General features: G+C 46.3%; 14 protein-coding genes. 7 read left to right on the top strand and 7 right to left on the bottom strand.

Features of this window, described 5'->3' with window-relative positions; translation table 11 throughout:
- The first annotated feature begins 84 nt into the window (after positions 1–84).
- The 3 genes from AAC052_RS18395 to AAC052_RS18385 are packed head-to-tail and all read left to right on the top strand — an operon-like array spanning position 85 to position 3195.
- Positions 85–1209: a DUF4249 domain-containing protein gene (locus AAC052_RS18395; RefSeq protein WP_317488660.1), complete on the top strand. Its 1125-nt coding sequence runs from the start codon at positions 85–87 to the stop codon at positions 1207–1209.
- Positions 1210–1260: 51 nt separating this feature from the next.
- The gene (locus AAC052_RS18390) at positions 1261–2451 is read left to right on the top strand and encodes a DUF4249 domain-containing protein (protein ID WP_339814949.1); all 1191 of its coding nucleotides are present in this window, start codon (positions 1261–1263) and stop codon (positions 2449–2451) included.
- Positions 2452–2481: 30 nt separating this feature from the next.
- A complete protein-coding gene (locus AAC052_RS18385) occupies positions 2482–3195 on the top strand; it encodes a DUF6503 family protein (RefSeq protein WP_339814948.1) in 714 nt (237 codons plus the stop codon).
- A gap of 16 nt (positions 3196–3211) precedes the next feature.
- Here AAC052_RS18385 and AAC052_RS18380 read toward each other — a convergent pair whose 3' ends face one another.
- From AAC052_RS18380 to AAC052_RS18350, 7 genes are all read right to left on the bottom strand, one after another.
- Positions 3212–3799, bottom strand: a complete 588-nt coding sequence (locus AAC052_RS18380) for a phospholipid scramblase-related protein (protein ID WP_317488663.1) — start codon at positions 3797–3799, stop codon at positions 3212–3214.
- A 78-nt stretch (positions 3800–3877) separates the two neighbouring features.
- Complete coding sequence (locus AAC052_RS18375) at positions 3878–4144, bottom strand: Txe/YoeB family addiction module toxin (RefSeq protein WP_339814947.1); 267 nt, start codon at positions 4142–4144, stop codon at positions 3878–3880.
- The gene (locus tag AAC052_RS18370; protein ID WP_339814945.1) at positions 4141–4383 is read right to left on the bottom strand and encodes a type II toxin-antitoxin system Phd/YefM family antitoxin; all 243 of its coding nucleotides are present in this window, start codon (positions 4381–4383) and stop codon (positions 4141–4143) included. The genes AAC052_RS18375 and AAC052_RS18370 overlap by 4 nt, the downstream gene beginning before the upstream one ends.
- A 206-nt stretch (positions 4384–4589) precedes the next feature.
- A complete protein-coding gene (locus AAC052_RS18365; RefSeq protein ID WP_339814944.1) occupies positions 4590–6188 on the bottom strand; it encodes a T9SS type A sorting domain-containing protein in 1599 nt (532 codons plus the stop codon).
- A 588-nt stretch (positions 6189–6776) separates the two neighbouring features.
- The gene (locus AAC052_RS18360; protein ID WP_339814943.1) at positions 6777–7967 is read right to left on the bottom strand and encodes a sodium ion-translocating decarboxylase subunit beta; all 1191 of its coding nucleotides are present in this window, start codon (positions 7965–7967) and stop codon (positions 6777–6779) included.
- Between the two features lie 54 nt (positions 7968–8021).
- Positions 8022–9896, bottom strand: coding sequence for a biotin/lipoyl-containing protein (locus tag AAC052_RS18355; protein WP_339814942.1), 1875 nt, complete (start codon positions 9894–9896; stop codon positions 8022–8024).
- 18 nt (positions 9897–9914) lie between these two features.
- Positions 9915–10175, bottom strand: coding sequence for an OadG family transporter subunit (locus AAC052_RS18350; RefSeq protein WP_317488672.1), 261 nt, complete (start codon positions 10173–10175; stop codon positions 9915–9917).
- A 182-nt stretch (positions 10176–10357) separates the two neighbouring features.
- Here AAC052_RS18350 and AAC052_RS18345 point away from each other — a divergent pair, with 182 nt between their 5' ends.
- From AAC052_RS18345 to AAC052_RS18330, 4 genes are all read left to right on the top strand, one after another.
- Positions 10358–11863 carry an ATP-binding cassette domain-containing protein gene (locus AAC052_RS18345; RefSeq protein ID WP_339814941.1) on the top strand — a complete coding sequence of 502 codons (1506 nt, stop codon included), beginning with the start codon at positions 10358–10360 and terminating at the stop codon, positions 11861–11863.
- Positions 11864–12135: 272 nt separating this feature from the next.
- Positions 12136–13200 carry a ribosome small subunit-dependent GTPase A gene (rsgA, locus tag AAC052_RS18340; RefSeq protein WP_339814940.1) on the top strand — a complete coding sequence of 355 codons (1065 nt, stop codon included), beginning with the start codon at positions 12136–12138 and terminating at the stop codon, positions 13198–13200.
- A gap of 133 nt (positions 13201–13333) precedes the next feature.
- Positions 13334–14218, top strand: coding sequence for a gluconolaconase (locus tag AAC052_RS18335; protein ID WP_339814939.1), 885 nt, complete (start codon positions 13334–13336; stop codon positions 14216–14218).
- Between the two features lie 20 nt (positions 14219–14238).
- Positions 14239–14457: a hypothetical protein gene (locus tag AAC052_RS18330; protein WP_339814938.1), complete on the top strand. Its 219-nt coding sequence runs from the start codon at positions 14239–14241 to the stop codon at positions 14455–14457.
- The last annotated feature ends 17 nt before the right edge of the window (positions 14458–14474 follow it).

Below are 14474 nucleotides of genomic sequence, written 5' to 3'. Positions count from 1 at the left end.
ATCCTATGCCGCTGGCAATGCCAACGAACGGGGCTAATAATACGTCTATTAGCCGATAGAAATAATGGAAAATGCCCGGGAAGTATGATCGACCTGCTTAAACGAATGATAACCAGACGACACGTCACCCTTTCTCTAACGTTAATTTTGGTCGGTTGCATAGAGCCAATCGAGCCAGAACTGGGGGTTTTTGATTATCTCATGGTCGTTGAAGGTCATGTCTCCAATCTCGATGAGGTAAATACCGTCAGGCTTTCACGCACCAAACCTCTCAGTGTGGAATATGGTGGAGTTGAAGTTGGCGCTCTGGTGTATGTGGAAGACCAGGAGGGCGCTAAATTTTACTTTGAAGAGTCCAGCCCGGGAATCTACCAGAGTGACCCCACATGTTTCGTTGGCCAAACGGGCAACTCGTATGCTTTGCACATAGAAACACTTTATGGCGGAACCTACCAATCCAAGCCCATTTTGCTCAACACTGCGCCAGATATCGATAGCTTGTATTTTGAAAGGGAACGTCGGCTAACTAATGAAGGAACTACCAAAGACGGTATTAAAATACTTCTAGACTCTCATGATCCTGAAGGGCTCACCCAATACTTCCGCTATGAATGGGAAGAGACGTACCAAATCAAAGTTCCCTATCCACAGGATATCAGCGTGTGGGTTTGTTACAACACCGAGACAAACTCCGATATTCTTACGGCAAACACCAGTCAGCTCAAAGAGTCAAGAGTCAGCCAACTCGAAATAAAGTATATAAGCACAGATGGCTACCAGCTTCGCTCATTGTACAGGTTGTTGGTTCGTCAATATGCCCTCAGCAGCACCGGTATAAAGTATTGGACTGAACTCAAAAAAATTTCAGAGAGCCAGGGCACACTCTTCGATCCGCTACCGTACGATTTGCCGAGCAATCTCTTTAACCCTAATAATCCTGACGAGCAGGTAATCGGCTTTTTTGATGTGGGTGCTGTAACCGAAAAAGAAATTTACATCGACAGAAGCCAGCTTTTGGAATTAGATTTTGCTTCGGATGGATGTTCTTCGAAGCTCGTGGAGGTGTCTGGCGGCGGAAGTCCGCCGGCTGGCTATTGCCTCGCAAGTCAGGGGCCATATGGGTCGGGCATTAATTATTACGCCCCGGAGTACTGCTGCGACTGTCGGCTATATGGTGAGCTGGACGAGCCAGACTTTTGGCCAAATTGATCTTAAGAAAGTTTAGAACATGCTAGTTAACTTAGCTTTGTGCAATGCTATATGAACTTCGTATTGAAAGCACGCCACGTTTTTAAAGGGTCTGGCGGCCTGCTATTTTTCGTTTGCTTTTGCACATCATGTATAGAGCCTTTCACCCCAGAACCAAATGAAACTCAGAGGCTGCTTGTAGTGGAGGGCCACATCTCGGACAGTCCTGAACCTTATACAATACGGTTATCAAGAGCACAGCCATTAAATAGTGGGGGTTCAATTCCCGAATCTGGCGCCGCAGTATTTGTGAGGAATAACGAGGGGACTGCATATGATTTTACAGAGGTGAGCCCGGGCACATACCAAAGCGATCCTGCTTGCTTCAAAGGCGTACGAGGCGCAACTTATCAGCTCCATATCGAAACCACCGACGGGGGCCAATACGAATCGGTCGAAGTGCTGCTCAAAGCCACTCCCCCCATCGACAGCGTGTACTTTGAAAGAGAAAAACGTTTTACCGATGTTACTGGAAAAGAACTTGATGGCATCAAAGCTCTTGTTGACACGCATGACCCTGAAAGAAAAACACGGTACTACAGATATGAATGGATTTCAACCTTTCAAATAAAGGTGCCTTTTCCCTCCCAATGGGAGCTGGCGCCGGATGGAAGCTTCGCCCAAGTTGAGTTTTACCACATCTGCTATAACTCCGACACAAGCCGAACAATTCTTACCACAAACACTCTCCAACTCAATGAAGATCGGGTCACAGCCTTCGAACTAGATTACGTCAATACCATTAGCTACCGCTTAAGAACGATGTACAGCGTGTTGGTACGTCAGTATGCTCTTGACGAAAGGGGGCATTCTTATTGGAGCCAATTGAATAAAAATTCCGAAAACCTTGGCACTCTATTCGACCCAACTCCCTATCCCATTGTTGGCAACCTAACAAGCAGTACTAGTCCGGATGAGGTAGTACTTGGCTATTTTGATGCCAGCTCAGTCGAAGAAAAGAGGCTGTATGTAACAAGGGACGAGCTTGATGACCTTGGGCTATCCTTCCCGACCAATCCTTGTGTGCTGCAGGCCGATACTGTAAAGGGTGGCTATGACGAAATGCTCCTTCGGCTTAGCTGGGGGCAACGGATAATCACAATTCCGGGATTTGGAAGCGGTGCTTTGATAATGGGCCCAGCAGAATGCAGCGACTGTCGTTTGCTCGGCGATGCTGATGCTCCTGATTTCTGGGAAAACTAATTTCTAAAATCAGTATCTTTCTCGTCACGCATGAAACACTCAAAAATCCTTCTCCTGCTTCCTATAGCATTTTTTTGCTGTAGCGATCCTTCACTCACTCCAGCGTCGTTGCTTGAAAAATCCATTGAAGTCCACGACCCAAACAACTACTGGCCCCAGCTTAACAACCGCTTCCACATGTCCATCAAGCGAGATGGGAAAGCAGAAAGGCACTTCTCTATTCTTATTAATAATCCTGAAGGCATTTTTGAATATGCCCTGCAGCAGGGCGACAGCACCGTCACGCAGGGAGTACGACATGGTGAGTATTACGTCTCGATAAATGGCAGTTCAAACTTCAATGATGAAATAAAAACTAAATTTCAGCTAAGTGAAGAGCGAACCCAGTACCTCAAAGAGGTATACGAATACCTATACGGCGTGCCGATGAAGCTCAAAGACCCTGGAACCATTATAGCCCCTGTTTTGAATGAAGAGACATTTAACGGAAAGGCCTGTTGGGTAGTGAAAGTGACTTATGACCCCTCCACTGACGGTGAAACCTGGTATTTCTACATTGACAAGGAGAGCTTTCTCCTGGCCGGCTATCGTTTCTATTTTGACGAGAGCAAAGGGGACGGGGAGTTCATTTTTGTTGACAGCTATCAATCGCTGAATGGCTTACAGCTTCCTAAACTCAAAAAATGGCATTGGAACAAAGACAGTACTCACTTCAGAACCGACGAATTGCTCAAAATAGAGTAGCTATTGTCCTGAAGCCCTACTCCTTCAACACCATATCAATACACATCACCGCACCCAAAATCAGAATCCTCAAAGGGTGGTCGGCAGGCACTTTGTCGTTGATCTGAAGCATATAATTGTCTGCAGAGGTAAACATCTCCCGGCCCAACCCTGCCCATTGTTTGCTCACTTGCGCAAATTCAACATTGTCTTTGACGAACTTGAAATCCCAACTTGTCCACCGGCCCTGAAGTGTACACATAAATGTTTCGCTGGCATCCAGCACGTCAAACTTCCCTCCGATGGAAAAGAACTTCTGTTTGAATTTACCCACCAATTGGTCGTTCGCATCTAGTACTTCCACATTCGACAGAATGATAGATACTCCCCGCTTCACTGTCAAAAGCTTTTCACCCATGGGCGTCCTGATCTCAATGTGAAACGGTGTCATCCTCTTATAGTCAGTGAACCTTAATATTTTCGAAAAGAACCCCAGGTTTTCCTCCCGACAGTGAAGGATCACTTCCTGTGAGTTCGGGTCATGGATGTCGTAATTGTTGGCTGCTTTGAAAACACCTGTGTGTTCTTTGACAAAGAATAAGTTGCGGTTGAGTGCTGCGTTCATAAATAATCTGTTGGCGGATAACTATCAATAATATGTTTGGAGAAAAGTAATCAAAAATGAGCTTCCAGTACAGTCCCATTATTCATAATGAGTCCACATTCTAAGCACTTTTACAGTTTTCTCTTCTTCCAGTACCTGGTAAACAAGTCGATGCTGAATATTAATCCTGCGGGAATAGGCTCCAGACAAATCACCGAGAAGTTTTTCATAAGGGGGGTAGTCTTGAAAGGGGTTAGACTCCAATATTTTGAGAAGCTCCTCTACTTTAGATTTGAGCCCTCCAGATGCCACTTTTTTCGCATCCTTCTGCGCCTGTTTTGTGTAAACCAGCTTGTAATTGTTCACCAATCCAACTTATCTGTTGTTTCTTCGAGAGGTGTTTTCAATCCATCCATGATGGACTCTCTCATCCCGGGAATCGAAGTCAGGTAAAGTGTTTCCTGAATAGCACGCCAGTCTTCTTCACTTACCAGCACAGCGTTATTCCTCTTTCCAGTAATCTGAACGGGTTGGTGAGTCTCGGTGGCCTCGTCTATGAGCTTGTAGATATTCTTCCTGGCTTCTGTAATTGATAAGCTCTTCATAGCATAAACGTACGCTTTTGCGTACTTTTTAGCAAGGTTCCAATAAAAAATGTCAACCCAAAAACGAAATCAGCACCCCACCAGCCATGGCTGATCCTATCACTCCAGAGATATCGCTGGCCATGACATATTGTAGCCGGAGCTTTAATATGATTAAAGAACAGACCAAGAGTAGTTGAGAAAATATCCGTGAGTTTGGCTTTCAACTACTCTATAATAATCCTACTAATTATGCTTTGACCACCAGCAAGCTTCACATCTAGCAGATAAAGTCCGGGATTTACAGCATAGGAGTGAAGGTCTATAGTTAGTAAGCTTTTTCCTTCTATTCCAACATTCTTGTAAACCACCTTCCCTGACAAATCATAAAGATGAATGGCTCCAATATTGATCAGGTTATTGGTTGCTTCAATAGACAAAAGATTCGTAGCAGGGTTTGGGTATATCCTAACTTCGTTGGTGTTTTCTACTAAACCGTCCACAAGAAAGCTTCTATAAGAGCCCGCAGTAGCCGCCGCAATGATAGAACCACTCAGTTCTCCTATCTTTCGGCTGCTTGCATCATGTTTGTTAATAGCAAACAAAGTCGAAATTGCCAATGGATTCTCATCGCCAGAACAGCAATACTCAGCTCCTCTCAACCCCAACAATTCACCATCCTTTGTGAAAAATATGGAAAATGAATGCCACTCTGCGCCGTCTACAAATCCAACACTGTCGAGCGCTTCGCTGTTCCACCTGTATAGTTCTGTTTCGTTATACAATAAATAATACTGATCAGACAACCTGTCGATAGCTAAATCAAACCCACCTACCTTGCTTTCATCAATAGTTGGGATAAATTCCACAACTGAAAGTTCGCTGGTTTCAAAAGAATACTTGTTAATAGATGTGTTTGCAATTTCTTTTGAGCCAGGGTGGTATTGAATGGCTAGAATTAAATTGTCGGAACTGTCAAAATCCATCGCTATAACTTGTCTTTGTCCTGCTCCGGGTAGATTGACGAGCTCAAATAACTCAGTCAATTCCTCTAAGGCCCCGCTTTTTGGGTCCATTTGATACAGGGTTGAGGCAATTGTCGTGAATAATTCTCCTTTTGAGTTAATCGCCATTGGGGATTTTGTTTGGCCAAAATAGACGTTCCCTAAAGTGCTCTCCGTCTCCAGAGCCAGGTCAAAGCTTTTTAGTTTATTCCCTTCATAAAATGAGTAGTCAATCATCAAAATACCATCCTCTGCTGAAACAGTATTCATTTGATACCCTAAGCCGTTTAACCTGACACTGTCAGACAACCTAAACTGATCGTTAGTGACGAACGTAAAAAAGCTTTCGAATTCTGCAGACTGATTTGGCTCGAAACTTACCTGGAAGGAGAGATGTCCAGAGGGTTCTATCTCTACAACTTCTGGCAGGTTGGTTGAAAAAGGAGCATCTACATTTACATCCGATATTCTTAATACCGCATCCCCGTGATTGTAAAAAGTGAAGTTTCTTGTTGTCTTAGAATCTTTTATGGCCTGATCAAAGAAAATGTTTTTGCTCGTTAGGCCCAGCATTGGCCCTGTTTGTGAACGTTCCCTGAAATATGGCATCATGTCAAAAAGGTCATCTTTCGAAACTGCCACCGACTCAGTTGCGGGATCAAAACAATATCTACCGGTTAAGTATAAAGAACCGTATGAGTCTGTCTGAGGAGCAGACGCATAACCATATGAATACTCTTTCGTTTGCCCACTTTCGAGGGAATAAGCATGGAGCTTCAAACATTCGGAACGGACACCGCAGACGGATCTGTCTTGTTCCACCACCCACAATATTCTTCGGTAAGAATCATAAGAAAAATCATAAAATGAGTTTTCGTACTGATATACCTGCTTTTCCTCACCGGTTTTTAAATCAAAATGAAAAATTTTAGAATCAACCTGACTATTGTAAAAAATGGAGCTATCAGTCTCGAACCTAAAGATGCTGCTTGTGTTGAAGAAATCCTTTTTGATAAGTAAATACTCCTTTCCTCCACTTGTCAAATCCAGCAAGTAGATACCATGATCGTCCGAACTGGCTAATCTACCACTGGGCGAAAAAATCAGAGGAGAAAGATTCTCTTTCTCAACGGGCGACAGATCAATACTCACAGACGAAGCATTCTGAAAAAATGCGTCATACTTTACTAACGAATCTCCACCTTGGGATCTGTAATACCACCCTTCACTGAGGGTGTCCTGGGCATGGACAGGAAAAAAGAATGTTAAGCTTAGAACGGCTGCCGCCATTAGTTTAGAAACAGTTCTCCTTGAAGGCATAATAAATATTAAAATAGCTGATCAAAACAGCTCTAATTTACCTTAAAAATACTTTACCAAAAAACTTGCAAAAAATATATAGTTGTACTTTCAGCTCAAAAACGAAATCAGCACTCCAGCCGCCACGGCGGAGCCAATCACTCCTGAAATATTGCTGGCCATGGCGTATTGCAGCAAGTGGTTGCTGGGATCATGCTTGATGGCTATTTCATTGGCTACCCTGGCGGCCATAGGTACGGCACTTAAGCCAGTAGCGCCTATCAGTGGATTGATCTTCTTTTTCGCAAACAGGTTGTACACTTTCACAGCCATGATGCCGCCTAGAATGGAGATGGCAAAGGCAATAAAGCCCCCCACCACAATCATGAGCGTCTGGGTATTCAGGAAGGCTTTGGTGGTCATGGTGGCGCCGACAGATAAGCCAAGAAACACAGTGGCTGAATTCAGAATGGTCTCGGATGTGGCCTGGTACAATCGTCCTGTAGCCACGCCAATTTCCTTTACCAGGTTGCCAAACATCAGAAAGCCCACCAATGGCACAGAAGAAGGAACCAGGATTGCCACAATGGAGCCCAGGGCGATGGGGAACATAATTTTCAAAGCCTGCAAATTCTTGATTGGCTTTGTGGAAGGATACAGCTTGTCCTGCTCTTTCATATTGATGAGCAACTCCTTTTTAGTCATGGAAAACCGAACGACAAACGGGATGATCACCGGCACCAATGCCATGTAAGAGTAAGCCGCAATTGCAATCGGCCCGAGTAGATGCGGCGCCAATTTGATGGTGGTGTAAATAGCGGTAGGCCCGTCGGCCCCACCTATGATGCCCAGAGAAGCAGCCTCTTTCAAAGTAAAACCCATGGCCACAGCCGCCATCAACACACAGAAAATGCCTATTTGTGCAGCGGCACCGAAAAAGGCCAACCTGAGGTTGCGCAGCATAGGACCAAAGTCGGTCAGCGCACCTACCCCCATGAAAATGATTGGCGGCAGAAAGCCCGTTTTGATCAGGGCGTAGTAAACAAAGTTCATGATGCCGTACTGCTCGGCAATCTGCGGCAGGGTAAGCCCCTCAGGAATCTTTTCCACTCCCATCCCTCCTCCGGGAAAGTTGGCCAGCAACACTCCAAAAGCAATGGGTACAAGGAGCAGCGGCTCATATTTTTTGGCAATGCCCAGGTAGAGCAAACCAAACCCGATGAGGATCATCAGGATATAAGACGGATGAGCAACCAAGTCGCCCAGGGCGGTCATTCTGTATACTTTTTCGAACAGTTCCATGGTAGGGAGGTAAGTGGTTATTGGTAAGAAGTAAATAGTGAGCTGGTTATGGCCTTAACTTTTCACTCTCACCAGCACGTCGTCATCGTATACCTCCTGCCCGTCTTTGAAACAAACTTCCACCACTGTTCCTTCTTTATCGGCAGAAATAGCGTTGATCACCTTCATGGCCTCTATATAGCCCACAGTATCACCCTTTTTTATAAAGTCACCTGGCTTGATGGCCTTTTCGCCAGCGTCCTTCGTTGAAAAGAATTTTCCTTCCAGAGGGGCCAGTATGTCCTGCGTATGTCCGTTGCTGGAAGCCTGCGGCATAGCCGGAGCTTCGGAAGCCGACGTCGGCTGACTATCTCCATCGTAGGATACCGTCACCCGGAATGCCTCACCGTTCACATCTACCATTAATGTTTGAGGCAGGGCTGCCATGGCTGGCGTTTGGCCTCTAGCCTGAGCAGCAGGCGCCGACGCAGCTGCTTTTCTTTGTGCCAAATCCTCATCAAAAGCTTTCTTGGCTTTACCCGACTTGTAATCGATGTATTGCTTAGGGTGCATGGCATATTCCAGCAACTCCTCGTCATCTTCTCCAAATTCCCAGCCTTTTTCCTTCATCTCGCCCCTGATTTTCTCGAGCTCATTTGGGTACAGGCTGTGCGGATCGCCTTCAAAAAATTCTCTATTTTGAGCTTTGGCCAGGGCTTTTAATTCGTCAGCTACAGGGCCTGGCAGCTGACCGGACTTGCCCAGCATCATATCCCAGGTGTTATCGTCCAGCATACTCCAGCGCTCCTTGCCCTTGTTCATCTGCATCACATTCATGAGTGCAGCATTTTTCACATACTGGCTATAGGGAGTCACCAGTGGCGGATAGCCCATCTTCGGCCAAATATGCTCCACTTCCTCAAACAGCTTGATCAGCAGGTCGTCCTGCGACATGGCAGGTTCTCCGTTTTTCTCTCTGGCTTTGTTCACAGAAACCAGGTTCTTCTCCAGATCGGCCATCAGGCTGCCCATCATGCCTCCTGGCAAGCCCGGGCCGATCAGCAGTGAATTCATCAGCCGGTTTTTAGGATCGATATAGTATCCCAGAAAATCATCTATGAACTCCTGTGTCAGCGTTCTCACCTGCATGTAGGCTTTCATGTTGATGTCGGGCAGAGAAAACCCTGCATCCCGCAGCATAGCATGAACAGTGAGCAAATCAGCATGCCCCGTGCCCCACGACAGCGGCTCCATGCCCACATCAATGATATCTGCACCCGCTCGGGCTGCCTCCAACGAGGAAACAACCGAAAAGCCTGGCCCGGAATGGCCATGGTATTGCACCAATATGTCTTTTTTGATGGCCTTAATGCCAGCCACTATTTTGCCAATAGACGCCGGACGACCAATGCCAGCCATGTCCTTCACCGCTATTTCATCTGCACCGGCATCTATCAATGTACCCGCCATGTTCACAAAATAGTCGACCGTGTGGATAGGGCTATGGGTGATACTCAAGGCCGCCTGGGCAATCATGCCTCCTTTTTTTGCCAGCTTTATTGAATTGATGATGCTCCTTGTGTCATTGAGACCATCGAATGAGCGGGATATATCGGTTCCCTGTTTTTTCTTCACCCTGAACATCAACTCCCGCACATCCATGGGCACGGGGTACATACGAAGCCCGTTCAGGCCTCTTTCCAGCATCTGCGTTTGAATACCTGCATCATTGAACGGTTGTGTCCATTCCCGAACCGAGCGGTTGGGGTTTTCACCATAAAGCAAATTGATTTGTTCAAAACCGCCGCCGTTGGTTTCCACTCTCCTCCAGCAGCCCATGTCTACTATAGGGGCTGCCACCTTCACCAATTGGTCTTTCCTGGGCATGTACTTGCCCGACGACTGCCACATGTCTCTGTACACAAGACAAAGTCCTATTTCCTTACTCATTTCCGGGTTGTTTAAACGCTACAATTTCTCAATCTTTTGGATGTTGGCCTTACCTCCTGAGAGCTGATGAACCGCCGAGGTAATGGCTGCTATTTTTTTGGAAGCTACCTGGGATGTTTGTGTGGAAGGGGATTTGGGGGAAGCCTGTAAGGTTTCCGGAACAAAGGTGTTGACAAACTTGATGAGTGCATTTCCAGTAAGCACCACCAGGGCCAATACCAGGAACACAGTAATCATACCTACTCCCATCAGGGAAACTGCTCTTTCTATGTCTTCCATCACACTTGGGTTAGCGACAAATTAGAAATTTTAGATCGATTAAAAAATGACATTTAGACGAAGTAGTACAGACAAAATGAAGGCTACCCTGAATCAGCACATTAAAAAAACCGCCAGTGAAAGAATTTTATTAAACTTGCCGGGAGCTCAACATAATCCCGGCTTAAAATACTTTCAGTGTTATGCACGATCAGCTTCTTCTTAAGCTCGACAACCTAACCGCTCGCTACGGTGAAAAAATCGTTTTCAAAGACTTGTCCTTTGAGGTGAGAAGCGGTGAGTGCTGGGCTCTTCTGGGGCATAGTGGATCCGGTAAAAGCGCCCTGCTGGAGGCCATTGCAGGTAATTTCAATGTTGTAAAGGGGCAAGTCATCAGGCCTTTTTACGATGAATACATCAGGGCCCATCCGCCAAAAGACCCCTATTTTAACCACCGGCAGCTCATCAGCTACCTCCCGGTAAAGTACCAGTTCAAGAATCTTTCCAACACTTCGGAGTTCTTTTACCAGCAACGCTTTAATGCCGCCTTTTCAGAGGATGCCCCAACCGTCGAAGATTTTCTTAATGACGAGGCGCAGAAAAACTTAGCAGAAGGGTCCTGGGACGTCAGCAAAGTCATCTCGCTTTTCCAGCTTGAGCCGCTGCGTCAGAAGCAGCTTATCAAGCTAAGCAATGGAGAAACCAAAAGACTCAGGCTGGCAGCCTCCCTGCTGAAAAACCCCAGGTTGTTGCTTTTGGATAGTCCACTTGTTGGCCTGGATGTGACAACCAGGACAGCGTTCAATTCCATCCTTGACGAAATCATCACTTCTGGCATCGCCATTGTGCTTACCACCGCTGTTGATGAAATACCCTCGGTGGTTACACATGCCGCCATTCTGGACAATTGTCAGATCCAACAGGTCGTCGTCAGGGACAAGTTTAGTTCAATTACACTGCCCATCCCCCCCTCTTACTCCCTTGATGCCACCAAAGTGAACAGGCTGACAGAAAATCAACCGCTATCAAAATACAAATTGATCGTGGGTATGAAAGAAGTGACCGTCAAATATGGAGACAGCACTATTCTCAGCGGCGTCAGTTGGGCAATCAAGCCGGGAGAACGCTGGGCGCTGCGAGGACCAAACGGCGCAGGAAAGTCGACGCTACTAAGCCTGATCAATGGAGACAACCCCCAGGCCTATGCCAACGACATCACGCTGTTTGACCACAAGCGAGGCAGCGGAGAAAGCATTTGGGACATCAAGAAAAAAATTGGTTTTGTATCGCCAGAGCTTCTACAGTACTTTCATTCCAGGGCTACCTGCTGGGAAATTGTCGCTTCTGGCTTTCATGACACACTTGGCTATCTAAAGCCTGTGAACAAGGAGCAGGCGTCTTTGGTCGACGAGTGGCTTGACCTGCTTGAGTTGCAGCGTTCGGGCACACAAATTTTCGAAACAGCCTCGCCCACCATACAGCGAATCATTCTCCTTGCCAGAGCCATGATAAAAAATCCTCCACTGCTTATCCTCGACGAGCCGTGTCAGGGTCTTGATCATGTGCAACAAACAAGGGTGCGGACTGTGGTAGATGCTATTTGTAGCGCATCCTCCACAGCACTCATTTATGTCACACATTATGAGGAAGAATTGCCTGCATGTGTTGACCACGTGCTTCAGCTGGAAAAGGGAAAAAGGGTCAGTTGACAGGGCAAACGCATTTAAAACCATTTGGCTTCGAAATTCTTCTTTGAAAAAAATTTGACTCCTTTTTGTTTTAAATGCGTTTGCCCTGGGTCATTTGATGATTATTTAGACCAAATCCTTATCTTTCCGAAAATAACTTTTAGTCTCTGACACTTTTAAAAATTTCTATTCCAGGGCTTGATATAGCCTAGGGCGCTCCTTCGGGCGGCGCTTCTTTCAGATCCACCTTCCCACGGTGGAGTAGATTTTTATTGACTAAATCCTATACTGAAATGGAATACAATCACTTAAGCCCGATGGGCTGGAATACCTATTTTGAAAATCAAATTACCCAGGAAGAAAGAGAGCTCATCGTCGGCAGAGTATCTATAGAAAACAAAACCAACTACCAGGTACTCACGGCCAGGGACACATATATTGCCGAAGCCACTGGCCGTCTTTTTTACATGGCGGAAACAGATGCCGAATTGCCGAAAGTGGGCGACTGGGTGCTGATGATAGAAATTGACAAGGGCAAAGCCATCATTCAAAGGGTGCTGGAACGGCAGTCTGTCATCTCACGAAAAGTGCCAGGCAAGAAGCTGGAAGCGCAAATCATTGCTACCAACATCGACAAGCTTTTCATTGTGCAGGGGTTGGATAGCAACTTCAATCTCGCCCGACTTGAGCGCTACCTTGCACTCGCACAAAACGTAGAGCCAATCATTGTTTTGAACAAAGCCGATCTCTGCCCCCATCCAGAAGACATTGTTCGACAGGTGAAAGAGCGAATCAAAAATGTCGAGATTGTGGTGGTAGCGGCCCTGCAAAATCAGGTAAGCGCCCTTCATCCTTATATAAAAGCTGGATCAACCATAGCGATTGTAGGCTCCTCTGGCGTTGGCAAATCGACAATCATCAACAGTCTGATTGGGCAGCCGCTTATGGCAACGGGCGAGGTGAGGGAGCTGGACTCAAAGGGCAGGCATACCACTACAAGCCGACATCTGATGCTGCTGGAAAGTGGAGGTGTTTTGATAGACACTCCCGGCATGCGAGAACTCCAGCTCTGGGGTGACCAGTACAGCTTAAGCACTTCTTTCGAAGACATTGAAGCCTTGAGCGAGCATTGCAAATTCAAGAACTGCACACACACCGATGAAAAAGGCTGTGCCATCACCCAGGCGCTGGACGAAGGTTCGGTGGACGAAGCACACTGGATCAACTATGTCAAAATGATAAAGGAACTGGCGTACCTGGAAACAAGGCAGGATGTAAGTGCCATGCTTGAGAAAAAGAATAAGTGGAAGAAGATTCACAAAGAGCAAAGAGAACTTTACAAACGAAGGAACATATAGCCTTACATCTTGTTATTATGGTGAAGAATTGGACGAATTACTGTGTTAAAATTTAATGAAAAATAAGTATTTCTGACAATTTTACAATTGTGATAGATACTATTAACTTCGAAGTAACAAACCTATATCAACAATGAAAAAACTTAGCTATTTCTTTGCCGCTGCCGTTTTGGTGGCCTGCCAAAGTGGAAAGAAGACCGAAGAAACCGTCGTGGAAGAAACTCCTGTGACAACGGTCTCTCTTGTGAAAAAATGGGAGACTGACACAACGCTGACTACGCCTGAGTCTGTTTACTACGATGTAACAAATAGCGTGCTGTACGTTGCTTGCATCGGAGCGGTGCCACCGGATGCGAAAGATGGAGACGGATTTATAGCCAAAGTAGGGCTTGATGGAGCCATCATCGACACCCAATGGGTGGTCGGCTTGGACGGCCCTAAAGGCATGGGCATGGTTGGCAACCTGCTTTACGTAAGCAATATCGACGAAGTGGTGGAGATAGATGTCAACACCGGTGAGATCACCAATAGATTTCCGGTAGACGGGGCCTCCTTCCTCAACGATATCACCGTTGACGCTTCAGGAACCGTCTATATCAGCGATTCGAACTTGAGCAAAATCTTCGCACTGTCCAACGGCGCTGTGGCACTATGGACAGAAGGCGAGGTCCTCGGCGGCCCCAATGGCCTATTGGCGGAAGATGGAAGGTTGATGGTGGCATCCTTTGGCGCAGGCAAATTCAGCACTATCAGCATCGCCGATAAGGACGTGAAAATGGTGGTGGACTCAATTCCCGGTGGTGATGGCGTGGTAGCGCTGGATGGCGACTACTTTGTGTCTAACTGGAACGGCGAGGTATACTACGTGACAGAGGACTGGAAGAAAACAAAACTGCTTGACACCAAAGCAGCCGGTGCCAATGCGGCGGATATTGAAATTGCGGCGGATCAAAGCTTACTATTTGTTCCTACGTTTTTCGGCAACACAGTGGTCGCTTATGACATCGTGAAAAAGTAGTCTTCCGTTCTAGAAAATCCGTGGCCACTCGAAAAGACAGAATTTTATGGTTCTCCGTCGTTTCAATAATTTACTTTATTGGCAGAGTGGTGGCCATCGGATGGAATAGAGAATACCTGGTGCCCAAAGATTGGTGGTTTTCAGCGACAGTTGCCGTATTGGCCGGTGCAGGCTCGGCTTATTTTGGCCCCAGGGCTGTTGACGTCGTTAAAGCCACAAAGTCCAACAAGAATTCCTGACTCAAAAAAAACAGGCT

This window comes from uncultured Imperialibacter sp., from assembly GCF_963974565.1.
Taxonomy (GTDB): domain Bacteria; phylum Bacteroidota; class Bacteroidia; order Cytophagales; family Cyclobacteriaceae; genus Imperialibacter; species Imperialibacter roseus.
The sequence above is the reverse complement of the archived record's forward strand: the minus strand, read 5'-3'. Positions and strand labels throughout refer to the sequence as shown.

Coding starts and splice junctions, on each gene's coding strand:
- AAC052_RS18395 (WP_317488660.1), top strand. CDS start 85: ATGATCGACCTGCTTAAACGAATGATAACCAGACGACACGTCACCCTT.
- AAC052_RS18390 (WP_339814949.1), top strand. CDS start 1,261: ATGAACTTCGTATTGAAAGCACGCCACGTTTTTAAAGGGTCTGGCGGC.
- AAC052_RS18385 (WP_339814948.1), top strand. CDS start 2,482: ATGAAACACTCAAAAATCCTTCTCCTGCTTCCTATAGCATTTTTTTGC.
- AAC052_RS18380 (WP_317488663.1), bottom strand. CDS start 3,799: ATGAACGCAGCACTCAACCGCAACTTATTCTTTGTCAAAGAACACACA.
- AAC052_RS18370 (WP_339814945.1), bottom strand. CDS start 4,383: ATGAAGAGCTTATCAATTACAGAAGCCAGGAAGAATATCTACAAGCTC.
- AAC052_RS18360 (WP_339814943.1), bottom strand. CDS start 7,967: ATGGAACTGTTCGAAAAAGTATACAGAATGACCGCCCTGGGCGACTTG.
- AAC052_RS18355 (WP_339814942.1), bottom strand. CDS start 9,896: ATGAGTAAGGAAATAGGACTTTGTCTTGTGTACAGAGACATGTGGCAG.
- AAC052_RS18350 (WP_317488672.1), bottom strand. CDS start 10,175: ATGGAAGACATAGAAAGAGCAGTTTCCCTGATGGGAGTAGGTATGATT.
- AAC052_RS18345 (WP_339814941.1), top strand. CDS start 10,358: ATGCACGATCAGCTTCTTCTTAAGCTCGACAACCTAACCGCTCGCTAC.
- rsgA (WP_339814940.1), top strand. CDS start 12,136: ATGGAATACAATCACTTAAGCCCGATGGGCTGGAATACCTATTTTGAA.
- AAC052_RS18335 (WP_339814939.1), top strand. CDS start 13,334: ATGAAAAAACTTAGCTATTTCTTTGCCGCTGCCGTTTTGGTGGCCTGC.